General features: G+C 66.4%; 20 protein-coding genes and 1 tRNA gene. 11 read left to right on the top strand and 10 right to left on the bottom strand.

The features are described 5' to 3' along the window. Positions 1-46 precede the first annotated feature (46 nt). Positions 47-472, bottom strand: a complete 426-nt coding sequence (gene panD, locus NMQ03_RS19440) for an aspartate 1-decarboxylase (protein ID WP_255173567.1) — start codon at positions 470-472, stop codon at positions 47-49. A 156-nt stretch (positions 473-628) separates the two neighbouring features. Continuing rightward, complete coding sequence (locus NMQ03_RS19435) at positions 629-1,543, bottom strand: LysR substrate-binding domain-containing protein (RefSeq protein ID WP_255173566.1); 915 nt, start codon at positions 1,541-1,543, stop codon at positions 629-631. A 155-nt stretch (positions 1,544-1,698) separates the two neighbouring features. On the opposite strand from NMQ03_RS19435, the gene NMQ03_RS19430 reads away from it, so the two are divergent. After that, a complete protein-coding gene (locus tag NMQ03_RS19430) occupies positions 1,699-3,162 on the top strand; it encodes an amino acid permease (RefSeq protein ID WP_255173565.1) in 1,464 nt (487 codons plus the stop codon). A gap of 325 nt (positions 3,163-3,487) precedes the next feature. Next, positions 3,488-6,982: a bifunctional proline dehydrogenase/L-glutamate gamma-semialdehyde dehydrogenase gene (locus NMQ03_RS19425; protein WP_255173564.1), complete on the top strand. Its 3,495-nt coding sequence runs from the start codon at positions 3,488-3,490 to the stop codon at positions 6,980-6,982. A gap of 75 nt (positions 6,983-7,057) precedes the next feature. On the opposite strand, the gene NMQ03_RS19420 is transcribed toward NMQ03_RS19425, so the two are convergent. Together NMQ03_RS19420 and NMQ03_RS19415 are read right to left on the bottom strand one after the other, a co-directional pair. Continuing rightward, positions 7,058-7,252: a hypothetical protein gene (locus tag NMQ03_RS19420; RefSeq protein ID WP_255173563.1), complete on the bottom strand. Its 195-nt coding sequence runs from the start codon at positions 7,250-7,252 to the stop codon at positions 7,058-7,060. 288 nt (positions 7,253-7,540) lie between these two features. Then, a complete protein-coding gene (locus NMQ03_RS19415) occupies positions 7,541-8,395 on the bottom strand; it encodes a LysR substrate-binding domain-containing protein (RefSeq protein ID WP_255173562.1) in 855 nt (284 codons plus the stop codon). A gap of 141 nt (positions 8,396-8,536) precedes the next feature. Here NMQ03_RS19415 and NMQ03_RS19410 point away from each other — a divergent pair, with 141 nt between their 5' ends. Further along, a complete protein-coding gene (locus NMQ03_RS19410) occupies positions 8,537-9,916 on the top strand; it encodes an MFS transporter (protein WP_255173561.1) in 1,380 nt (459 codons plus the stop codon). A 102-nt stretch (positions 9,917-10,018) separates the two neighbouring features. Here NMQ03_RS19410 and NMQ03_RS19405 read toward each other — a convergent pair whose 3' ends face one another. Continuing rightward, positions 10,019-10,159, bottom strand: coding sequence for a hypothetical protein (locus tag NMQ03_RS19405; protein ID WP_201302376.1), 141 nt, complete (start codon positions 10,157-10,159; stop codon positions 10,019-10,021). A gap of 95 nt (positions 10,160-10,254) precedes the next feature. Then, positions 10,255-10,325, bottom strand: a tRNA-Gly gene (locus NMQ03_RS19400). A gap of 240 nt (positions 10,326-10,565) precedes the next feature. Between NMQ03_RS19400 and NMQ03_RS19395 the strand changes: the two genes are divergently transcribed. Further along, positions 10,566-11,027 carry an SRPBCC family protein gene (locus NMQ03_RS19395; protein ID WP_255173560.1) on the top strand — a complete coding sequence of 154 codons (462 nt, stop codon included), beginning with the start codon at positions 10,566-10,568 and terminating at the stop codon, positions 11,025-11,027. Positions 11,028-11,039: 12 nt separating this feature from the next. On the opposite strand, the gene NMQ03_RS19390 is transcribed toward NMQ03_RS19395, so the two are convergent. Beyond that, a complete protein-coding gene (locus NMQ03_RS19390; protein ID WP_255173559.1) occupies positions 11,040-12,749 on the bottom strand; it encodes a CAP domain-containing protein in 1,710 nt (569 codons plus the stop codon). Positions 12,750-12,891: 142 nt separating this feature from the next. Here NMQ03_RS19390 and dcd point away from each other — a divergent pair, with 142 nt between their 5' ends. Beyond that, a complete protein-coding gene (gene dcd, locus NMQ03_RS19385; protein WP_159630142.1) occupies positions 12,892-13,467 on the top strand; it encodes a dCTP deaminase in 576 nt (191 codons plus the stop codon). A 44-nt stretch (positions 13,468-13,511) separates the two neighbouring features. Here the strand turns inward: dcd and NMQ03_RS19380 are convergent, their stop codons facing one another. From NMQ03_RS19380 to NMQ03_RS19370, 3 genes are all read right to left on the bottom strand, one after another. Then, a complete protein-coding gene (locus tag NMQ03_RS19380) occupies positions 13,512-14,693 on the bottom strand; it encodes a cation:proton antiporter (protein WP_255173558.1) in 1,182 nt (393 codons plus the stop codon). Between the two features lie 5 nt (positions 14,694-14,698). Then, positions 14,699-15,181: a cation:proton antiporter regulatory subunit gene (locus NMQ03_RS19375; RefSeq protein WP_159630146.1), complete on the bottom strand. Its 483-nt coding sequence runs from the start codon at positions 15,179-15,181 to the stop codon at positions 14,699-14,701. A 63-nt stretch (positions 15,182-15,244) separates the two neighbouring features. Continuing rightward, the gene (locus tag NMQ03_RS19370) at positions 15,245-16,648 is read right to left on the bottom strand and encodes an MFS transporter (protein ID WP_255173557.1); all 1,404 of its coding nucleotides are present in this window, start codon (positions 16,646-16,648) and stop codon (positions 15,245-15,247) included. A 195-nt stretch (positions 16,649-16,843) separates the two neighbouring features. Here NMQ03_RS19370 and NMQ03_RS19365 point away from each other — a divergent pair, with 195 nt between their 5' ends. The 6 genes from NMQ03_RS19365 to mnhG are packed head-to-tail and all read left to right on the top strand — an operon-like array spanning position 16,844 to position 23,368. Continuing rightward, positions 16,844-19,945: a Na+/H+ antiporter subunit A gene (locus tag NMQ03_RS19365; RefSeq protein WP_255173556.1), complete on the top strand. Its 3,102-nt coding sequence runs from the start codon at positions 16,844-16,846 to the stop codon at positions 19,943-19,945. After that, a complete protein-coding gene (locus tag NMQ03_RS19360) occupies positions 19,942-20,547 on the top strand; it encodes a Na(+)/H(+) antiporter subunit C (RefSeq protein WP_255173555.1) in 606 nt (201 codons plus the stop codon). Before NMQ03_RS19365 ends, NMQ03_RS19360 begins: the two co-directional genes overlap by 4 nt. Next, the gene (locus NMQ03_RS19355) at positions 20,544-22,151 is read left to right on the top strand and encodes a Na+/H+ antiporter subunit D (protein ID WP_255173554.1); all 1,608 of its coding nucleotides are present in this window, start codon (positions 20,544-20,546) and stop codon (positions 22,149-22,151) included. The genes NMQ03_RS19360 and NMQ03_RS19355 overlap by 4 nt, the downstream gene beginning before the upstream one ends. Next, positions 22,148-22,693, top strand: a complete 546-nt coding sequence (locus tag NMQ03_RS19350; RefSeq protein WP_255173553.1) for a Na+/H+ antiporter subunit E — start codon at positions 22,148-22,150, stop codon at positions 22,691-22,693. Before NMQ03_RS19355 ends, NMQ03_RS19350 begins: the two co-directional genes overlap by 4 nt. Next, positions 22,690-22,968, top strand: coding sequence for a monovalent cation/H+ antiporter complex subunit F (locus tag NMQ03_RS19345; RefSeq protein ID WP_255173552.1), 279 nt, complete (start codon positions 22,690-22,692; stop codon positions 22,966-22,968). Before NMQ03_RS19350 ends, NMQ03_RS19345 begins: the two co-directional genes overlap by 4 nt. Then, positions 22,958-23,368, top strand: coding sequence for a monovalent cation/H(+) antiporter subunit G (gene mnhG / locus NMQ03_RS19340; RefSeq protein ID WP_255173551.1), 411 nt, complete (start codon positions 22,958-22,960; stop codon positions 23,366-23,368). Before NMQ03_RS19345 ends, mnhG begins: the two co-directional genes overlap by 11 nt. Positions 23,369-23,374: the final 6 nt, after the last annotated feature.

Genomic DNA, 23,374 nt, shown 5'->3' with positions numbered 1-23,374 from the left:
AGCCGTTCGGGCACGGCGGAGGCAGGGACCGGGTCGCACGCTCCGGTTACAGGGTGGCGTTGTTAAGCGCGAAAGGGGGGCGCATCATGCCGGGGGTGAGGCTTTCGGCGGGGTCGTTGCCCAGCTGGATGATCCGGTTGTCCCGGTCCACGTGGACCACCTTGGGCTCGTAGGCCCTGGCCTCTTCGGTGGTCATTTCCGCGTAGGTAATGAGGATGACGATGTCGTTCTCGTGCATGAGGTGCGCCGCTGCACCGTTGATGCCGATGACGCCGGAACCGCGCTCGCCGGCGATCGTGTAGGTTTCAAGCCGCGCGCCGTTGGTGACGTCCACAATGGACACCAGCTCGCCGGGCAGGATGTCGGCGGCTTCGAGCAGGTCGAGGTCAACGGTGACCGAGCCGACGTAGTGCAGGTCGGCGTGCGTGACGGTGGCCCTGTGGATTTTGGACTTGAACATTGTTCGATTCATAACGGGTCCAGTCTAGTCCTGCGGCCCTTTACCCGCAGTGACGCACGAAACATACGGGCCCGCGCGGTGACACGGGTGCTCAAGGCTCAGGGGACGCACCTGCGCAGCCACGGGCGGCCTGGCTACGCACGGAAGGACGCGGACGACGGCGGCCGGTCACCCGGCGTCGTCCGTTGCCACCGCCGCCGCAGCCGCAGCCAGGGTTTCCCTGGCTGCCAGGATGGCCGGGCGCTGGGTGCTGGAGCGGCGCACCGAGGTGAAAATGGTGCGGTGCGGCTTGCCCGGCAGCTCCAGGAGCTGCGCGGTGGTGCCGCGGCCCGTCCACACCAGGTCCGGCATCAGGGCCACGGCATTGCCGGACTCGATCAGGCGGGCCTGCGCCTGCAGGTCGGCGGTTTCAAACCGGACATCGGGCTCGAATCCTGCACTGCGGCACGCCTGTTCTGCCCAGTGCCGCGATGCGGCGCCGCGCGGTTCCATGACCCAGGCCAGGTCTGCCGTGTCCTCCAGGGAACGGATCGCGGGGCCGCCGCCGGACGCGGGCGGAACGGCCAGCCGGATGGCGTCGGTGGTCAGCTTCACCTTGTCCAACTCGGGGTAGCGCGGCGCCGCGTGTCCCGGATACTGCTCGGCAATCACCAGGTCGAAGTCCCGCGCCCACGTTTCATGCAGCGCCGTCTCGGGCTCACGCTGGATCATCTCGATCCGCACCTCGGGGTACGTCGCGGCCATGCGCGTCAGGGTGTCCGGCATCAGGGCGAGCGCCGCGGACTGGAACACCGCGATCCGCACCGTCCCCGTGACCGTGGTCAGGGATGCAGCCAGGTCCGCTTCTGCCTGCTCCATGGTTTCCAGCAGCTGCGCGGTGTGTGCCACCAGCACTTCCGCCTGGGGCGTCAGCTGCACCCGCCGGCCCGTCTTCCGGAGCAGCTCGACGCCCACTTCCTTCTCCAGGAGGGCCAGCTGCTGCGATACCGACGACGGGCTGTACTGAAGCGCCTCGGCCACCTCCGCCAGCGTCCCACGGATGCTTAATTCACGGAGCAGCCGCAGCCTGCGCACATCAAGCATGATGGATTCCTAACTGAAACTAACGAATATAGGTTAGAAGTAGCCACTTTATCTAACGCAATTGCGCACGCATACTGTTGAAACTGAGTTACCCCCGTCACAGCCAGGTTTCTTGGCGTGCCGCGGCGGGGTCGCACCCCAACCAGGAGTTCCTGATGAGCAGCAAAGATTTGAGCCAATCGATCATGCGGCGAAAGCCCATCGATGACATCGAAGAAGAGAGCAAGCACAGCGGACTGTTCAAGTCCCTCGGGCTGTGGCAGCTCACCGCCATTGGCGTTGGCGGGATTATCGGCGTCGGCATCTTCTCCCTCGCGGGGCTGGTGGCCGCCGGCAGTGAAGGCACACCCGGGGTGGGGCCCGCGGTGCTGATTTCCTTCCTGATTGCAGGCCTCGCCTCCGCGGCCGCCGCCCTCTCCTACGCAGAGTTCGCCGGCATGATCCCGCGCGCGGGCTCCGCCTACACCTACGGCTACGTGGCCCTTGGCGAGGTGATCGGCTGGTTCATCGGCTGGGACCTGCTGCTGGAATACATCGCCATCGTCGCCGTGGTGGCCATCGGCATCTCCGGTTACCTGGACGCCTTCCTGACCGGCATCGGCATCCACCTGCCCACCTGGATGACCTCCACCTTTGACGAAGGCAAGGGCGGGATCGTCAATATCCCGGCCATCCTCGTCTGCCTCCTGGTCACCTGGATCCTCTCCCGTGGCACCAAGGCGTTCGGCCGGTTCGAACTAATCGCCGTGGCCATCAAGGTCATCCTGATCCTGTTCATCATCGGGCTCGGCGTCTTCTACATCGACACCAACAACTACAACCCGTTCATGCCGAGTGGGTTCGGTCCCGTGGTGGCAGGCTCCGCCACCGTCTTCTTCGCCGTGTTCGGCTACGACGCCATGAGTACCGCAGCCGAGGAAGCCAAGGACGGCAAGAAGCACATGCCCAAGGCCATCGTGCTCTCGCTCATCATCGCCATGCTCCTTTATGTTGCCGCCACCCTGGTCCTCACCGGCATGCAGAACTACAAGGACATCGACCCCAAGGCAGGCTTCGCCTCCGCCTTCACTTCCGTGGGCCTGCCCGTCATCGCCACCATCATTTCGGTGTTCGCGGTCCTGTCCATCCTCACCGTGATGCTCACCTTCCTGCTCGGCGTCACACGCGTCTGGTTCTCCATGAGCCGTGACGGCCTGCTCCCCGGCTGGTTTGCCAAGACCGACCGGCACGGCACCCCGCAGCGCGTCACCTGGATCGGCGGCATCGCCTCCGCCTTCCTCGCCGGCGTCTTCCCCATCAAGGCAGTCGCGGACCTCACCAACATCGGCATCCTGGCCGCGTTCGTCGTCGTTTGCCTGTCCGTGATCATCTTCCGTTACAAGCGCCCTGATGCTCCCCGTACGTTCCGCCTGCCCCTGATGCCCGTCATCCCGGCGTTCGGTGTCCTGGCCTCCGCCTTCCTGATGCTGCAGCTGCACTGGGAAACCTGGCTGCGGTTCGTGGTGTGGCTGATCATCGGTCTGGTCATCTACTTCGGCTACGGCCGCAAGCACTCGCTGATGAACCCCAACAGCCCCCGCCACGAGGAACTCGCAGAGCTGCACCGCCCGCTTTCCTGACCTCTCCCCGGACGCGCCATCACCTTCTGCCCGTTTTTCCCCAACGCCCCATCAGATAATGCGGCGTCCAGCCGAACCCTCCCCCACATTCCGTGGGGGAGGGTTCGTTGCTTTGGGCGGAAGGTGATGGGGCGCCGGCGGCTTGGGGGCGGAATGTGATGCGGCGTTGGCGGTTTTGGGGCATCAGGTGATGGGGCGTGGGAGGTGAATAAAACATTGGTTTTCCTAACCTGTACTGGTTGGGAAAGATCGCTTTATCTTATGTGAGTTGAAGCTCATACTGGTGGAAAGACCTCCCAGAACACCAGAAAGATCGGGAAAAACAATGACCCACGTTGCAATGGAACCGGCAGTCGCCAAGGCGGCCACCCCGCAGACCGTCGACGTCGACGTCCCCCAGGCAAAGGCCCTCGCCAATGAAGCGGTCGCCCTGGTCCGGCGCTGGCTCACCGAGGCCGCCAAGGTTCCGGTGGACGCTTCCGCGGAGCAGCTGGCCGGCGTCCTGAAGGACCCCAACGGCCTGGACTTCACGGTGGGCTTCGTGGACGGCGTGGTCCGTCCCGAGGACCTCAACGTCGCCGCCCGCAACCTCGCGAAACTGGCCCCCAAGGTTCCCGCCTTCCTGCCCTGGTACATGCGCAGCGCCGTGGCACTGGGCGGCACCATGGCTCCCGTCCTGCCGCAGGTGGTCATCCCCGTGGCCCGCAAGGTCCTGCGCGAAATGGTGGGCCACCTGATCGTTGATGCCACCGACGCCAAGCTGGGCCCGGCCATCGCCAAGATCAAGAAGGACGGCATCAAGCTCAACGTCAACCTCCTGGGCGAGGCAGTCCTCGGCGAGCACGAGGCATCCCGCCGCCTCGAAGGCACGCACACGCTGCTGGGCCGCCCGGACGTCGACTACGTCTCCATCAAGGTCTCCTCCACCGTGGCCCCGCACTCCGCCTGGGCCTTCGACGAAGCCGTGGAACACGTCGTCGAAAAGCTCACGCCGCTCTTCCAGCGCGCCGCCTCCTTCCCCAAGGCCAAGTTCATCAACCTGGACATGGAGGAATACAAGGACCTGGACATGACCATCGCGGTGTTCACCCGGATCCTGGACAAGCCCGAGTTCAAGAACCTTGAGGCCGGCATCGTGCTCCAGGCCTACCTCCCGGACGCCCTGTCCGCCATGATCCGGCTGCAGGACTGGGCTGCCGAACGCCGTGCCAACGGTGGCGCCGGCATCAAGGTCCGCGTGGTCAAGGGCGCCAACCTGCCCATGGAACAGGTGGAAGCTTCGCTGCACGACTGGCCGCTGGCCACCTGGGGTTCCAAGCAGGACTCCGACACCAGCTACAAGAGCGTCATCAACTACGCGCTGCACCCCGAACGCATCAAGAACATCCGCATCGGCGTCGCAGGCCATAACCTGTTCGACATTGCCTTCGCCTGGCTCCTGGCCAAGCAGCGCGGTGTGGAGTCCGGCATCGAATTCGAGATGCTGCTGGGCATGGCGCAGGGCCAGGCCGAGGCCGTCAAGAAGGACGTCGGCTCGCTGCTGCTTTACACCCCGGTGGTGCACCCGTCCGAGTTCGACGTCGCCATCGCCTACCTGATCCGCCGCCTGGAAGAGGGCGCCAGCCAGGAAAACTTCATGTCAGCGGTCTTCGAGCTCAGCGAAAACGAAGGGCTGTTCGAGCGCGAGAAGCAGCGCTTCCTCTCCTCGCTGGAGGCCCTGGACAACACCGTTCCGCTGCCCAACCGCCGGCAGGACCGCAGCCTTCCCCCCGCGGCGATGCCGCACACCGGTTTCCGCAACACCCCGGACACCGACCCCGCGCTGCTTACCAACCGCATCTGGGGCCGGGCCATCCTTGGCCGCGTCCCGTCCTCCACGCTGGGCAACGCCTCCGTCAAGGCCGCGTTCATCAATGACGAGGAAACGCTGAACTCGGCCATTGCCAACGCCGTGGAGAAGGGCAAGGCCTGGGGCGGGCTCTCCGGCAGCGAGCGCGCAGAAATCCTGCACCGCGCCGGTGAGATCCTGGAAGCCCGCCGCGCCGACCTCCTCGAGGTCATGGCCAGCGAGACCGGCAAGACAATCGACCAGGGCGACCCCGAGGTCAGCGAGGCCGTGGACTTCGCCCACTACTACGCCGAATCCGCGCGCAAGCTGGACACGGTCGACGGCGCCACATTCGTCCCAGCCAAGCTCACTGTTGTCACGCCGCCCTGGAACTTCCCGGTCGCCATCCCGGCAGGGTCCACGCTTGCGGCACTCGCCGCCGGATCCGCCGTCGTGATCAAGCCTGCCAAGCAGGCCGCCCGCAGCGGCGCCGTCATGGTGGAGGCCCTGTGGGAGGCCGGTGTGCCCAAGGGCGTGCTGACCATGGTCCAGCTGGGGGAGCGGGAACTGGGCCGGCAGCTGATCAGCCACCCTGCCGTGGACCGAGTGATCCTCACCGGCGGCTACGAAACTGCGGAGCTGTTCCGGTCCTTCCGCAAGGACCTGCCGCTCCTTGCTGAAACGAGCGGCAAGAACGCCATCATCGTCACGCCCAGCGCAGACCTGGACCTGGCGGCCAAGGATGTGGCCTACTCCGCGTTCGGCCACGCCGGCCAGAAGTGCTCCGCTGCCTCGCTGGTGATCCTGGTGGGCTCCGTGGCGACGTCCAAGCGGTTCCACAACCAGCTGATCGACGCCGTCACGTCCCTGAAGGTGGGCTACCCGCAGGACCCCACCAGCCAGATGGGCCCCATCATCGAACCCGCCAACGGCAAGCTCCTTAACGCCCTCACCACGCTGGGTGAGGGTGAGAGCTGGGCTGTGGAACCGGCGAAGCTGGACGGGACCGGCCGGCTGTGGAGCCCGGGCGTGCGCTACGGCGTCAAGCGCGGCTCCTACTTCCACCTGACCGAATTCTTCGGCCCGGTCCTGGGCGTGATGACCGCTGACACCCTGGAAGAGGCCATCGCCATCCAGAACCAGATCGAATACGGCCTCACGGCAGGCCTGCACTCCCTCAACTCCGAGGAACTGGGCATTTGGCTGGACACCATCCAGGCCGGCAACCTCTACATCAACCGCGGCATCACCGGTGCCATCGTCCAGCGCCAGCCATTCGGCGGCTGGAAGAAGTCGGCCGTCGGCGCCGGCACGAAGGCCGGTGGCCCCAACTACCTGGCCGGCCTGGGCGACTGGCTCCCCGCGGAGGCATCCGCCAAGGCTCCGGTAGCCAACGCGGCCGTCCGCCGCATCCTCAACGCGGCAGGTCCCGCCCTGGAGCCGGCAGGCCTTGAGTCCGTCCAGCGGGCCCTGGCATCCGATGCCGAGGCGTGGGCTGACGAGTTCGGCACTGCCAAGGACGTCTCCGGGCTGGGCGCGGAGCGCAACATCTTCCGCTACCGCAGCCTGCCGGTCACCATCCGCCTCTCCGAAGGCGCGCCGCTGGCGCACCTGGTCCGGACTGTGGCGGCTGGAGTGCTGGCGGGGTCGGCCGTCACGGTGTCCACCGCCGTCGAACTTCCTGCCCAGCTGCGCTCCGTGCTCACCGCACTGGACATCGACGTGACGGTGGAGTCCGACGCCGGCTGGCTGGCTTCCGCCGGACACCTCGCCGCCGCGGGCAAGCTTTCAGGCGCCCGCATCCGCCTGATCGGGGGCAATGCCTCCGCTCTGGCCGAAGCCACCGGCGGCAGGCCCGACCTGGCCATCTACGCCCACCCCGTCACGGAGGCCGGCCGCGTGGAGCTGCTGCCGTTCCTGCATGAGCAGGCTGTCAGCATCACCGCCCACCGGTTCGGTACCCCGAACCATCTGTCGGACGCGCTGATCTAGCGCCTGCGGGCACAAAAAGGTCCGGCGGTTGAGCTTGCTTCCACAAGCCCAACCGCCGGACCTTTTGTATGTCCGCTAGCCCAGGTACCAGCCGGGCGGCGTCCAGGTGGCAGGGACGCTGTGGGCTGAGAAATCCTCGCAGCGGGTGCAGGTGTAGGCCACCTCGCCAAGGGTGGCCACCGTTCCGTCACGCCGGTAGGTGGGCGGAATGTACGACTCGAGGTAGACGAACTCGTCCGTACGGCATTTGTCGCAGGTGGGTTTCCCCACGTATCCGGAATCTACGGAGGCGTGTCCGGTTCCGAGCGTGCTCTGGCGGGTGGACGGCCGTACGGTGGAGTACGGGCGTGCGTGCGCAGATCCTGGGTGGATGTTCCTGGCTGTCGTCATTGGCTGCCTGTCCCAAGCGATGGTTTCCGGCATGCGGATACGCGCTTGTTTCGGTGAACTGGCCTGCTGCTTGACCTTGGAAAACCAGCATAGGTGATGCCACTTCCCCTATCAATGGACACGGGCCCCCTAACTCCCCTAAATGCTGGAAATTGAGCCGCGGGAGAGTTAAGTTTGGCGGTTAATGGTCCTGCCGACAATCGACTGGGTCAGGGCGTCGATCACCTCAGCATTGGCCAGCGGATTGCGGATCAGGGTGAAGTCAACGTCCCCCACAGCGGGAAGATCGAAGCGCCGGGTGATGATCTTCAGGTCTTCGGGCACCAGCGACGTGGGCATGACGGCCACGCCGATGCCCGCCCTGACCGCTGCCAGGACCCCGCTGATCTGCCGGGTGGTGCACGTGATCCGCCACGTCCTGCCGTTGGCCTCCAGTGCATCGATGGCCAATTTTCGGCTGAGGCTGGGGGCGGGATAGGCAATCAGGGGTACGGGAGTTCCCGGTTCCATCACCGTTTGTTCCAGGCCCACCCAGGAAAACGAATCGTGCTGGACCACGGTGCCGTCTTTGGCCCCGGCCACCCACTTCACGAAGACGAGGTCCAGTTGGCCGGCGTTGAGCTTTCGGTACAGCTGGTCGCTTTGGCCCACTGTGAGTTCGAGGTTGATCTGCGGGTAGATCTGCCGGAACTCGCGCAGGATCCGGGGCAGCCCGGTGATCGCGAGGTCGTCAGCGGTTCCGAACCGCAGCCGGCCGCGCATGGCCGACCCCGAGAAATAGCGGGCGGCGGCGTCGTGCGCGGACAGAATGTTCCGGGCGAAACCGGCCATCGCATCGCCGTTGTCCGTGAGCCTGACGTCGCGGGTGTCCCTGGTGATCAGGGTGCGCTTGGCGGCTGCTTCAAGTTTGCGGATGTGCTGGCTGATGGTGGGCTGGGCCAGGCCCAGGCGTTCAGCAGCCTTGGTGAAGCTCAGGGTGTCCGCTACCGCCAGGAAGGAGCGCAACTGTGCTGGTTCGAACATAACGGTCCCCGGTGTCCTTCCGGCTGGGTTGTCTATTGCGTTTTGCAATACGAGTTATAGGGACCATACCCCTCCATAATCGCCTCGGCCAGCCTAGCGTTAAGGACATCCCAGACCGCCCGCAATTTTGAGGACACTCCTGTGGCACCGCCTCCGCCTTCGTCGGCTTCCGTCTCCCAGCCAGTCATCGACGCGGCCGGTTCAGCGCCGCCCGACAACCAGACCCAGCCGCTCCCCGTCGTGGCGGAGCGGCTTCCCTGGAAGCACACCTTCATCTCGCTGAAGGTGCCCAACTTCCGGATCTTCGCCGCCGGACACTTCATCGCCGTCATCGCCATCTGGATGCAGCGGATTGCGCAGGACTGGCTGGTGCTGCAGCTCTCCGGTTCCGTGACGGCTGTCGGCGTGACCGTGGCACTGCAGTTCCTGCCGTCCCTGCTGCTGGGTCCCTGGGGCGGCATGATCGCCGACAGGTTCGCCAAGCGGAAGATCCTCATCCTGTGCCAAAGCATGGCTGCCGTGCTGGCTGCAACGCTGGCCACGCTTGCCCTCACCGGCGTCATCATGGTGTGGCACGTCTACGCCATCGCCCTGGTCCTGGGCCTGGTGACGGTCCTTGACCAGCCCGCGCGCCAGGTGTTCGTCAACGAGCTGGTTGGTCCCCGGTACCTGCGGAACGCCATCAGCGTGAACTCCACGACGTTCCAGTTGGGCGGCCTGATCGGTCCCGCCATTGCCGGCCTGCTCCTGACGGCGGTCGGTGCCGGCTGGGCTTTCGCGGCCAACGCCGTTGCCTGCTGCTCCACGGTGGTGATGCTGCTGATCCTCCGGAAGGACCAGCTGTACGTCAACGCTCCCACCCCCAAGACCAAGGGAATGCTCCGGGAGGGGCTCCGCTATGCCTTGAGCAAGCCCACCATCTATTGGCCGTGGCTGATGGTAAGCTTCATCTCTGTTTTTGCCATGAGCCTGCCGGTGCTCCTTGCTGCCTTCGCGGACCACGTATTCAAGATAGGCGCCGGCGGCTACGGGCTCCTCAACGCGCTGGTGGCACTCGGCGCGCTGTCCGGCGCCGTGGCCTCCACCCGCCGCCGGCAACTGCGCCTGCGGTCAGTGGTGTTCTGCGCCGGAATGTATGGCCTGATGCTCTGCCTGGCCGTCCTCGCACCCTCCATGGTCTGGTTTGGGGTGGTCATGGTGCTGTCCGGCTTCTGGTGCCTCATGTTCCTCACCGGCTCCAACCAGCTGGTGCAGGTCAGCTCCAACATGGGGATCCGCGGGCGGGTGATGAGCCTGTACATCATGGTGCTCATCGGCGGCCAGGCGCTGGGCGGGCCCATGCTGGGGTGGATTGCCGAACACGCCGATCCGCATGTGGCCCTGCTGGTATCCGGCGGTGTCCCTGCACTGGCCGCCCTGACCGTAGCCGCCATCCTGGCGCGGAAGGGTGGCCTGACGGTCAGGATGGACATGAAGGACCGCCTGCCGTTGAGAATCGTCAACCGGCAGGCAGGAGCCTAGGGAGCGTGCCCGCTGGGCTCCTCCCAGGCGCGAAACAAGACCCCGCCATCGGTCTCGATGACGGGGTCTTGTACTTGGGCCCAGCAGGTTCCTGGTGCTGGTTTACTTCTTCTTCGCCGCTTTGGTGGGCGTGACGTCCAAGGAACCGGCAGGGGCGGATGCGGCCCTCTTGTCGGCGCGCTTTTCCTTGATGGACTTTCCGGACTTTTTTGATGCCGTTTGACGCGGTGACTTATCAGCCATGATTGCTCCTGTAGCGGAACCGCAAAAGGTTCCTTACTGCAGACCATACACCTTGGGGGATGCCTCCGGGCGTGTTCAGCTGGAGGAGCGGAAAGAGCGGCTGACGGGAATCGAACCCGCGTATCAAGCTTGGGAAGCTAGCGCTCTACCATTGAGCTACAGCCGCAGTGCCGGCGCTCGCGCGGGGCAGACCTTAGCTTAGCGCAGATCTGCGGGCTTCCCGCCAACCCGGACCGGCGGCCGCTGCCGTGTCCTGCAACACTGGACGTCATCCAGTAACTCTTCAATAACGTCGGCGGTGCCGGCTAGGTCTGGGTGCTGGGCGGTGGCTAACCTGATCCGGGTAGCGGCCGCTTTGGGGGAGGCAGCTATTGCGGCAGCCGACGTCAACCACAGGAATTTCTTCATGGCAATCGCAGAGCACGAGGTCCTCATAGAACGCGACGCCATGGCCGTGTACCAGTACCTCGTTGATGCCACCAATCTTCCCGCCTGGCGCAGCGACGTCCGCAGCGTGAAGCTCGTGCAGGGCCCGGCCGAAGCCAAGGGCGCGGTGTACCGGAAGATGGTCGCCGGACGCTCCGGGCTGAGCATCCCCGCGGACCTGGAGATCACCAATGTGCGGCCCGGAGCCGAAATCCAGTTCCACGTGGTTTCCGGCCCTGCCACCCGCTGGGGCGGCTACTACCTCAGCAGCGAAGACGCCGGCACCAGGGTCCGGTTTGCCATGGAAGCCAAACGCGAGGGACGGTTCGGGTTCCTCAGCCGGTGGACCTTCTTTAACGGGATGCTCCAGCGCCGGGTCAGTTCCGACGTGGCCCAGCTGGACCGGCTGAAGAACGTGCTGGAGCTCCAGCCGGCCCTCTGACTCAATCCGGGATCACTGTGCCAGCCGCTGCCCGGTCCATGGTCCGGCAATGGTCGACGGCGTCGCGAGGCTTCCGGAGCCCAGGTCCCAGTACTGCACGGTGTCGTTGGCCCGGCGGATCGCAACACCCCTGGAGTTCAGTCCGGTGGCGTTCAGCAGCGCCCGGATTCCCGTGACGTCCGTCCAGCCGGTGGCGACGGTGGCCCGCGTTTCTGCGCGGAGCGCGGTGCTGCCCAGTCCGCGGTAGAGCTGCACGGTGCCGTCGGCCCTCAGCCCCAGGATGTCCTGGAAGCCGTCACCGTCGTAGTCCACCATGGACAGCCTGGATGCGTAGACACCCGTGGCAACCGTGACGCGCTCAGCAATATCCCCGGTGCCCTTGTTGCCGTATAGGTACAGGTTTCCGGCACCGTCCAGGGCCAGGATCTGCGGCATCCGGTTGTGGACGCACCAGCCTCCCACCGCCAGGGTCAAGGTGTCCCAACCGCCCACGCCAAGGGTGATGGGCGCCTGGAACCCACCACTCGCGATGCCCCGGTGCAGGGTCAGGTTGCCACTGGCCCACTGGGTCAGGACGTCGAAAGTGCCATCGCGGTCCCAGTCGGTGACGAAGACTTCCTTGGCTCCGCTAAAGCCTGCGCCGATTACCCTGGCCGCGGCGTAGGTGCGGGGCCCGGTGGAGGCGCGGTCCAGCAGCTGTCCCGCGGAGTCGACAGACACGAGGTCGGCCGGACCGGTGATTGCCGCAGCGGCGAGGTTGAGGGTGGGCGGCATGTGCTTGACGGGTGCGTCGCACAGGCTTGGCGGCGGTGCCGGGAGCGATCCTCCCGATGAAGCACCGCCGGGTGAATCGAGGGTGCCCGCCGGCAGTGTGGTGTAGCCGAAGAAGTTCACCACACCCCAGATCTGGTAGGTGGAGTTGGTGTAGGAGACCCCTGCGCCCATCACGTTGAAGCGCGGGTCCAGGAGCATGGCGTTGTGGCCGGGTGATCCCTTCCACCATTCCACGAGCTGGGCTGCGTCCCGGTCGGTGCGGATGGCGATGATCTCACCGGCGCCGTTGTTGGGGCTCATCGCGCGGGGGTCGGTCCAGAAACTGGCCCGGTGCTCGATCACCTCACGGGTGGCAATGTTGTCCGACCACTCCTGCGACAACCCGGCCACGGTGGGGTGGTACTTCACCTTGTTCAGGCCGTTGGCCACGCGGTACTCGTTGATTTTGGTGAAGAGGGTAAGGATGGCGGAGGAGTTGCTGTCCGGGACCAGGGCTTGCGTGGACGTACGTGTGGCGGCAGGGTCGGCAGCCGCGGATGGGGCGGACGGCGATGCCAGTTCCTGGTCCGGTGCCCAGAGCGGCGGGATGGAAACGGTCTGGGGTGCGGCTTCGGTGGATGGTAAAGCCGGGGCCGGTGGTAGTGCCGTTTCCGTTGCGGGTTGGACCGCCACTGTGGAAGGAGCTGCCGCGGGCGTGGACGTGGGGGCGGGTGCAGGGGTGGCCTCCGGCGCGGGCGACGCCGCCCGGATATCCGGGTCGACGGCAGGGGTGAGGCTGCCGGCGGAGCCGTCGTCCTTACTGGTCATGCCGGCGCCGCGCACCAGGGGCGCTGCCAGCGAGATGCTCGCTGCTCCCGCGTGGTTGAGGGGCGCGGGCACAGGAGGTGCGGACGCGGACGACGAGACCAGCGCCAACGCACAGAGCACGCCAAGAAAAGACGGTGCCACTAATTTATTCACAACATCCCCAGCTCTGTTATGCCATCCGGGAGACCATTCCGGCGGCTTTCATTCGCAACATTAGCCCCACGAGGCCACAGCAACAACGGGAAAGTGCTCTTGTGGATAACCGATACGGTAATTTGGGACGGTGCTGATCTCTGACCGCGACATTCGTGCCGAAATTGATTCCCAGCGGATCGTGCTGGAACCGTTTGATCCGGCGATGGTCCAGCCGTCGTCCGTGGATGTCCGGATCGACAAATTCTTCCGGTTGTTCGACAACCACAAGTACGCGCACATCGATCCCGCGCAGGAGCAGCCCGAGCTGACCCGGCTGGTGGAAGTGGAGCAGGACGAGGCCTTTATCCTGCACCCGGGCGAGTTCGTCCTGGGGTCGACCTACGAGACCGTGACGCTGCCCGATGACATTGCGGCCCGGCTGGAAGGCAAGTCATCCCTGGGCCGGCTTGGCCTGCTGACGCACTCCACCGCAGGCTTCATCGACCCCGGTTTTTCCGGCCACGTCACCCTCGAACTGTCCAACATGGCCACCCTGCCCATCAAGCTGTGGCCCGGTATGAAGATCGGCCAGCTCTGCTTCTTCCGGCTAAGCTCGGCCGCGGAGTTCCCGTACGGCCAGGGGGAGTACGGCAACCGGTACCAGGGCCAGCGCGGTCCCACCGCCAGCCGCAGCCACCTGAATTTCCACCGCACCAGTATCTAGCAGCACCTGTGACCGGCCGCCGGCCACCAGTCGGGCCGGGAACGCTAGAGCTGGGGTGCGACCGCCGGCCTCCGGATGAACGGCTTGGCCAGCGGTTCCACGTAGCGTGCGGCCAGCGGCCCCATCACCGCCATCAGCAGCACGTAGGCGGTGGCGAGGGCCGCGAGCTGATGCGGGACCGCTCCCGAAGCGACAGCCAGGCCCGCGATCACGATGGAGAATTCGCCGCGGGCCACCAGGGCGGCGCCGGCGCGGAAGCGCCCGGGCCGGGCAATCCCGGCCTGCTTGGCCGCCCAGATTCCGGTCAGCATCTTGGTTGCCGCGGTGGCCACGGCCAGGACCAGGGCCCAGCCCAGGACCGGCGGGATGGATGAGGGGTCCGTGTTGAGCCCGAACGCCACGAAGAAGATGGCTGCGAACAGGTCCCGCAGCGGTTCGAGGATGCGGGTGGCGTTGTGGGCGGTGGAACCTGAGATGGCGATCCCCAGCATGAAGGCACCAACCGCGGCGGAAACCTGCATGGCGGACGCTGCGCCCGCCACCAGCAGGGCTGCCCCGAGGACATTCAGCAGGAAGACCTCGGAGTTCTCGCTGTGCACCGCCTTGGAAACATGGTGCCCGTGCCGCAGGGCGACCATGAGGACCATGCTGACCACGGCCAGGGCGATCCCCACCGTGGTGAGGCCGCCGAGGAAACTGACGCCCGCGAGCGTGGCCGTGAGGATGGGCAGGTACACGGCCATGGCCAGGTCCTCGAACACCAGGATGGACAACACCACGGGGGTTTCCCGGTTGCCCAGCCGGCCAAGGTCCGTGATGACCTTGGCGGCGATGCCTGACGAGGATATGTAAGTGACGCCGCCCATGACCATGGCCCCCACCCCGCCCCACCCCAGGAGCAGGGCAAGCGCGGCGCCGGGCAGGAAGTTCAGGACGAGGTCGAGGACGCCTGCCTGCCAGGAGCGGCGCAGGCCGGTGAAGAGCTCTGCGGCCGTATATTCCAGCCCGAGCATAAGCAGCAGGAGGATGACGCCGATCTCCCCGGAGAGATGTGCGAACTCGTGCATGCCTTCAAGCTTGATGATGCCGCCGGCCCCGAAAGCCAGCCCTCCGAGCAGGTAGAAGGGGATGGGGGACATGCCGATCCGTCCGGCCAGCCTGGCCAGGAGGCCGAGGCAGAATACAACGGCCCCCAGTTCAACGAGGGTCTGGGCCAACGGGTCCATGGGAACTAGCCGTGGCGCAGGATGTCGGCCGCTGAGTCGAGGCCTTCCTGGGTGCCCACTGCCACCAGCAGGTCGCCGGGGTGGAGGACGACGTCGGGTCCCGGCGAAGGCAGCACCTCGCCCTCGCGCATGATGGCCACGATCGACACGCCGCACCGGGTGCGGATGGACGCCTTCCCCATGGGCTGGTTCTGGAACGGTGAGTCCGCTGCAATGGAGAACTGCCGGGTGACGATGCCCGGGACGTCCTTGTGCTCCTCTGCGAGCTTCATGGCCAGGTGCATGCCGCCCAGGAGGTTGCCCAGGGTGGCTGCTTCATCGCTGGTGAGCGGAATCGAAGCCTGGCAGGTGTCGGGGTCGTCCCAGGTGGAAACGATTAGTTCCGTCTGGCCTTCCCGGAGCTCCACGACGCCGATGCGGCGTCCGGAGGCGGTCATGAAATCCTTCCGGCGGCCCAGTCCGGGGAGGTTCGTTTCGTCCACGTTCATGACTCCAGCCTAGTCTGCCTGGCAACATCCCGCCGGGGCCTGGAACAGGGCAGGAAGGTGGTTTCAGTTGGCGGGGACCACGGCAATGGGGGCCCGTTCCGGCGCCTTCACGGGCAGCAGCACCAGGAGCCCGGCGAGCAGGACCACCATGATGCCCAGGATGCCCCACCGCTGTGCCTGCCCGGCGGGCACCAGCGGGGTGGCCACGGTGATGCAAAGCGTGAAGAGAGCAGGCGCCAGGAAGCTGACGGCCCGGCCGGTGGTGGCGTAGAGGCCGAACAGCTCACCGGATTCGCCGTGCGGTGCGAGGCGGGCAAGGTAGGCGCGGGAGGAGGACTGGGCGGGACCGACGAACAGGCAGAGGAAGAGCCCGAAGACCCAGAACGTGGTGCTGCCCGCCCACTCCATGCCGAAGACGGAATAGTTGCCGTTTCCCAGGACCAGGATTGCGCTCCCGGCAACCAGGAGGCCCACCAGGGAGCCGGTGATGACGGCCTTGGGCCCCACCTTGTCGTCCAGGAACCCGCCGATCATCGCACCGACGGCTGCCACGACGTTCCCGAAGATGGCGAAGAAGATGACCTGGGAGAGGGCAAAGCCGAAGGTGCCGGCAGCGATGATGCCGCCGAACGTGAAGACGGCGGCGAGGCCGTCCCGGAACACGGCGCTGGCCAGGAGGAAGTAGATCGTATGCGGGCTGGTGGCGTAGATGGCCTTGATCCGCCGGAACAGCAGTCCGTAGCTGGCCAGGAACCCCAGCCGCGCGGCCTGCCCGGAGCGGGGCAGTTCAGGGACGGCGAACAGGACGGGGAGCGCGAAGACAAAGAACCACAGGGCGGAGAAAACGGCCACCAGCCTGATGTTGAGGCTGTCCTGCGTGGAGGCGCCGAACCATTCGAAGGCCGGCTGGACGAACAGTTGCAGGACGATCAGGAGTGCCACGATGCCGCCCAGGTAGCCGGCGCCCCAGCCGAAACCGCTGACCTTTCCGATGTTCCGTGGGGTGGACACCTGCGCGAGCATGGCGTTGTAGTTGACGCCGGCGAATTCGAAGAAGACGTTGCCCAGCGCGATCAGGGACACGCCGAGGAGCAGGAATTCCGGGTGCGGGAACACGAAAAAGCACAGGGCGGTGAGGATGGCGACGGCGGCCGAGTTGACGCCCAGCCACAGCTTGCGCCGCCCCCCTGCGTCGGAGCGCTGGCCGGTGACCGGTGCCAGCAGCGCGATGGCGAACCCGGCTACCGCCAAGGCGCCGCCCAGCACTGCGGAGGCACTGTCCTCGCCGCCAAAGGCGTTGGAGGTGAGGTAGACGGTGAAGACGAACGTGGTCATGACGGCGTTGAACGCCGCAGAGCCCCAGTCCCAGGAGGCCCAGGCCAGGACCTGTCCCCTGGTGGAGGACCCGGTTCCGGCAACAAGATCCGAGGCGGGCTGCATCGCCCCGGGAGCGCTGGCGCTGTTCATAGGATGCATCGTATCCGCCCGTGGCGAACACCCCCGGGAGCGAGGGCCCTTGTCGCCGGGGATTCAGGCTTCAGGTGTAGGCAAAACCGCCAAGGTTACCGGACCGGCCTTGGTAAACTGAACCCTCCCGAACCTTACTTTTTGCCGCCTGCTCCAACTTTTGACAATCGAATCCCTGACGTTGCGGAGAATACAGTGATCACAGTCCTTGCCGTGCACTTTTCGGTGGCTGTCCTCGCGCCCTTCCTCTTCAGGGTCTGGGGCCGCAACGCCTTCTACGCGTTGGCTGCAGTCCCGGCGGTTTCCTTTGGCTGGCTGATGTTCCAGCACAATCCCATCTACTCCGGACCGGGTGCCGTCACTGAGGTCTTTGAATGGGTCCCCAGCCTCCACCTGGCGCTGGCGTTCCGTATGGACGCCCTGGCCTGGGTGATGTCCCTGCTGGTGCTCGGCGTGGGTTCGCTGGTGCTGGTCTACTGCGCGCGCTACTTCAAGCGGAAGGACCAGGACCTGGGCGCCTTTGGTGCCCAGCTGCTGGCGTTCGCCGGTGCCATGTTCGGCCTGGTCACCGCGGATGACCTCCTGCTGCTGTTCATCTTCTGGGAACTGACCACCATCCTGTCCTACCTGCTGATCGGCTTTGCCCGGACCCGGCTTGCGGCCCGCCGCTCCGCCCTTCAGGCGTTGATGGTCACCACCGCCGGCGGCCTTGCCATGCTGGTGGGCCTGATCATGCTGGGCAATGCCGCCGGCACCTACAGCATCTCCGCCATCCTGGAGCAGGCCCCGGCGCTGGCCGGCGGGACGGCGGGCACCATGGTGAGCGCCGCCGTCGTCCTCATCCTGGTGGGTGCCATCACCAAATCAGCGCTGGTCCCCTTCCACTTCTGGCTCCCCGGCGCCATGGCGGCCCCCACCCCCGTCAGCGCCTACCTGCACGCGGCGGCGATGGTGAAGGCAGGCATCTACCTGGTGGCGCGGCTTGCCCCCGGATTCTCGGAGACGGCGTTCTGGCAGCCCGTGGTCCTGGGGCTGGGCCTGGCCACCATGCTGGTGGGCGGCTACCGGGCGCTGCGGCAAACCGACATCAAGCTGATCCTGGCCTACGGCACCGTCAGCCAGCTGGGCTTCCTGACCATGGTGGTGGGCCTGGGAACGCCCGACGCCGCGCTGGCGGGCCTGGCTATGCTGCTGGCACACGGCCTGTTCAAGGCCACGCTGTTCCTGGTGGTGGGCATCATCGACCACCAGTCCGGGACCCGCGACGTGCGTAAACTGTCCGGCGTCTTCCGCTCTTCCCGGGCCCTTGGCATTGTGGCCGGCATCGGGGCTGCGTCCATGGCGGGCGTTCCGCTGCTGGCAGGCTTTGTGGCCAAGGAATCGGTGCTGGAGGCATTCGTGCACCACGCCACGGGCCCGCACGCCGGGCCGTGGGGCGTGCTGGTCCTGGTGGGAATAGTGGTGGGCTCGATCCTCACTTTCGCCTACAGTGCCCGCTTCATGTGGGGCGCATTCGCGGTCAAGCCCGGCGTGGACCCCACCCCGTTCAAGGCCATCAGGCCTTCCTTCCTGGCCGCCCCCGCGGTCCTCAGCCTCCTGACCATCGCCTATGGGCTTTGGCCGGTTCCGGTGGACGCCTGGATCCAGCCGTACGCCGCGCTGTTCGCTTCCACAGCGCCCGACGCCGGCACCGCGGCAGCGCAGGCGGGCCACCTTGCGCTGTGGCATGGCGTCACCCCCGCACTGGGGCTGACGGCCGTCACCTTCGCCCTGGGCCTTGCCATGTACTTTGGCCGCAACGCAGTGGCCCGGGCCCAGTCCCTGGTCCCGGCCTGGGTGGACGCCGACCGCGCCTACCAGCTGACCATCGGCGCGCTGGACGACGCGGCCGTCTGGATTACCGGCCGGACCCAGCGCGGTTCACTGTACTTCTACCTCGCGGTCATCCTGAGCGTGGCGTTCGTCCTGCCGCTGGCCGCGATCCTGCTTGGCGGCAACGCCCTGCCGCAGGACATCTACCTTGTGGACCCCAATTCGCCGTTGCAGCTGGTGGCCGGGGTGGGCATCGTCATCGGCGCCCTGGCTGCCGTCAAGGCCAACAAACGTTTCCTTGCCGTGCTCATGGTGTCCGTCACCGGGTACGGCATCGCGCTGCTATTCGCCCTGCAGGGTGCCCCGGATCTGGCCCTGACCCAGATGCTGGTGGAAACCATCATCCTGGTGGCCTTTGTCCTGGCCATGCGCAGGCTGCCGCCCGAACTGCGGGACCGCACCGGCGGAAAATACCGGGTCCTGCGGGTGATCATCGGCTTGGGCTTCGGCGTGACCATGGTGTTCGCCGCGATTTTCGCCATGGGCGCCCGGACCGCCATCCCCGTGTCCCTGCAGTTTCCGCAGCTCGCCTATGAAGGCGGCGGCGGCCTGAACGTGGTCAACGTGACCCTGGTGGACATCCGCGCCTGGGACACGTTCGGCGAGATCAGCGTCCTGGCGCTGGCCGCCACCGGCGTGGCAAGCCTGATCTTCGTCCGCGGCCGGGGCGACAGGCTGCAGGCGTCCGCCACCGTTGCAGCAGGCACGGTGGGACGCCACCCCGGTGTTGACCCCGGCTCCCGGGACGCGGCGGCGCTGGCCATCAGCCGGAAGTTCGCAGCCTCCACCCGGGACCCCTGGATCGTGGCAGGGCGGACGTTGGCTCCGGAGCGCCGCTCCATCATCTTCGAGGTGGTCACCAGGCTGATCTTCCACTCCATGATCATCTTCTCGCTGTACCTGTTGCTGACCGGCCACAACCTGCCGGGCGGAGGATTCGCCGGCGGCCTCACCGCGGGCCTGGCCCTGACCATCCGCTACCTGGCGGGTGGCCGGTTCGAGCTGCGGGAGGCGGCGCCCCTGAGTGCCGGCGCGCTGCTGGGCATTGGCCTGGCCCTGGCGGCCGCCTCCGGAGTGATGCCCCTGCTGCTGGGCGGCCAGGTCTTCCAGTCCGCCATCATCCAGGTGTGGCTGCCGGTGTTTGGGGACATCAAGTTCGTCACCTCCACCATCTTTGATATCGGCGTCTACATCGTGGTGGTGGGCCTGGTGCTTGACGTGCTGCGCAGCCTCGGAGCCGAGATCGATGAACACCTGGAGGACCAGTCCGCGCCCGGCAGCGAGGACCAGGAACCGGGCCAGGAGCAGGAACCGGACCACGGCAAGGGCCGGGAGCCGGACCGGGTTGGGGAAGACCAAGGACCCCGCCTGGACCAGGAACCGGACGGGGTTCCTGCAGAGACCACCGCAAAGGGCCACGCATGAGCGTCAACCTGACCCTGCTGATTGTCATGGGAGCGCTGTACGCCTGTGGCATCTACCTGATCCTGGAACGCAGCCTGACGCGGGTGCTGCTGGGGCTGATGCTGCTGGCCAACGCCACCAACCTGCTGATCCTGGCCACCGGGGGATATGCAGGGCTGGCGCCGCTGTTCACCAAGGACACACCCGCCCAGGACTACAACGATCCACTGCCGCAGGCCCTGATCCTGACGTCGATCGTGATTTCCTTCGCCGTCACGGCATTCATGCTGGGCATCATCTACCGCACGTGGGTGCTGGCACGCCAGGACGACATCCAGGATGACGTGGAGGACCTCAGGGTGGCGGAGACCCCCAGCTTCGATGCGGAGGACGACGCTGAAGTCCCGGCGGAAACGTCCGAATTCCCGCTCACCATGCTCGGTTCCGACGGCCGGAATGTGTCAGACCACGGACCGTCCGGAGCGGACGCCGGCCAGGAAACTGACCAGCCGGTGGCCACGCTGGTGGCCGGCGGCCGGGAGATGCCCGCAGAACACGCTGCCGCGGAGGAAAAGCCCGGCTCACTCGACGTTGACCCCAGCCCGGAAGGAGGCGGAAAGTGAACATCGCAAGCTTTGCCCCGCTCGCCGTCGTACTTCCCATCCTGGGCGCCGCCCTGACCTTCCTGCTGATCCGGCACTCCAGGGCGCAGCGCGCGGTGAGCATCGGCCTGCTGTCGCTGACCCTGGCGCTCGAATGCCTCCTGCTGGCCTCCGCGTGGAACGGCGGCACCGCCGCGGTGACCATCGGAGGCTGGATCCCTCCGTTTGGCATCGTCATGGTGGTGGACCAGTTTTCCTCCCTGATGCTGGTGGTGTCCTCCGCCGTGAGCCTGGCCGTGCTGGTCTACGCCACAGGGCAGGGCATGGCCGACGGCGACCACGACGCACCGGTCTCGATCTTCCACCCCACGTACCTGATCCTGGTGGCAGGGGTGTCCAACGCGTTCCTGTCCGGTGACCTGTTCAACCTCTACGTCGGCTTCGAGATCCTGCTGACCGCAAGCTACGTGTTGATGACCCTGGGCGGCACCGGGCCGCGCATCCGCGCCGGCGTCACTTACGTGGTGGTGTCCGTGGTGTCCTCCGTGCTGTTCCTGATCGCCATCGCCATGGTCTACGGAGCCACCGGAACGGTGAACATGGCGGACCTGGCCATCAAGCTGGGCGAACTGGACCAGGACACCAGAACCCTGCTGCATGTGATGCTCCTGGTGGCCTTCGGCATCAAGGCCGCCGTTTTTCCCCTGTCCTTCTGGCTCCCCGACTCCTACCCAACGGCGCCCGCGCCGGTCACCGCCGTGTTCGCCGGCCTGCTGACCAAGGTGGGCGTCTACGCGATGGTCCGGACCGAGACGCTGCTGTTCCCCGGCGACACGTTGAACACGCCCCTGATGGTGGTGGCGCTGCTGACCATGGTGGTGGGCATCCTGGGTGCCCTGGCCCAAAGCGACATCAAGAGGCTCCTCTCGTTCACCCTGGTCAGCCACATCGGCTACATGGTGTTCGGGCTGGCCATGTCCTCCGCGGTGGGACTGGCAGCGGCGGTCTTCTACGTGGCGCACCACATCACCATTCAGACCAGCCTCTTCATGGTGACCGGCCTGATCGAGCGCCGCGGCGGCAGCTCGTCCGTGGACCGGCTGGGCGGCCTCGCAAAGCTCTCGCCCATGCTGGCCCTGCTGTTCTTCATTCCCGGCATGAACCTGGCCGGCATCCCGCCGTTCTCCGGGTTCCTTGGCAAGGTGGGGCTGCTGCAGGCCGGCGTCCAGCTGGGCACACCACTGGCCTACGCGCTGGTGATTGGCGGGGTGGTGACCAGCCTCCTGACCCTGCTGGCCATCGCCCGGGTATGGAACCGCGCCTTCTGGCGCCGCCCCAGCGACGCCGAGCATCCGGATCCGGTGCTCCTTGCCCCCCCTGCAGCGAGGGTTTCCGGTCCAGGCGCCAAGGTCAACAACACCGTGACGCTCCTGCCGCGCACCATGGTGGGCCCAACAGCGGGCCTGGTGGTGCTCGGCGTTGCCCTGACCGTCTTTGCCGGACCGCTGTTCGGCCTGTCGGACCGGGCCGCCCGGGACATGCTGGACCGGGCGCCGTACATTGAGGCGGTGCTGGGCGACGGTACGCCGGTCCCGGGCGCAACTGCCGGGGGAGGAGGGCGATGAGCCGCAAGCGCATTTCGCTGCGCCAGGAATTGCCCCTGCTGGTCTGGCTGGTGATCATCTGGGGCGCCCTGTGGCAGGATTTCAGCCCCGGCAACCTGTTGTTCGGTGCCCTCCTGGCCGTGGGCGTGGCCCGGCTCTTCTACCTGCCGCCGGTGGAACTCAGCGGCCGTTTCAACATCCTTTACGCCGTGCCCTTCGCGCTGGCCTTCGTGGTCAAAGTGGTGGTGGCCAGCGCCCAGGTGCTGTACCTGGCGACGGCCCGTGGACCCAAGGTGACCAACGCCGTCGTCGCAGTGAAGCTGAGGAGCCGCCAGGACCTGATCGTCACCGCCACCGGACATGTGATCTCCCTGATCCCGGGCTCGCTGGTGGTGGAGGTGGACCGCTCCACGTCCACCCTGTACCTGCACGCCCTCAACATCACCTCCAAACAGGACGTGGAGGGCCTGCGGAACGAAGTCCGCTCCATTGAAGCCGGCCTGATCCGCATCATGGGCAGCCGCGAGGAACTCGAAGAAGTGCAAATGGAGGCCACCACATGATGAACGTTGTCCTTGCCGTTACAGCCGTCATTTTCTCGCTGGCAGCGGCCGGCGCCATCATCCGAATTGCCCGTGGCCCCTCGCTGCTGGACCGGGTGCTGGCCACCGACGTGCTGCTCGCCATCCTGGGCGGGGCGCTGTGCATCGACATGGCCGTCAACCGGCACCTGAACAACCTGATGCTGGTGGTGGCCATCTCCATCATCGGGTTCATCGGGTCCGTGACGGTGGCCCGGTTCGTGGCGGACCGGAGGGTGAAGCCCAATGAATCCTGACTTCTCCGGGCCGGACGCCTGGATCGACACTGTCTCCGCCGTGTTCATGGTGGTGGGGGCGCTCATGTCCCTGGGCGCGGCGATTGGCCTGCTGCGCTTCCCGGACCTGCTGAGCCGGATGCATGCCGCCACCAAACCCCAGGTCCTGGGCCTGTTCCTGCTGCTGGCCGCCATCGGGCTGCAGATGCGGACCTGGTGGGTGTGGCCGGTCCTGGTGGTGGCGTGGATCTTCCAGCTGCTCACGGTGCCCGTGTCCGCCCACATGGTGGGCCGGGCCGGCTACCGCACCAAGCACCTGCACCGGGAGCTGCTCACAGCCGACGAGCTGGAAGCCGTGGTGCAAAAAGCCGCCGCCGAGACTGCCCTGAAGGACAGTCCCGACGACGGCAGGCAGCGCTAAGCGGCG

The organism is Arthrobacter sp. DNA4, from assembly GCF_024362385.1.
Taxonomy (GTDB): Bacteria; Actinomycetota; Actinomycetes; order Actinomycetales; family Micrococcaceae; genus Arthrobacter.
This window is presented reverse-complemented; position numbering and strand designations above follow the sequence as displayed.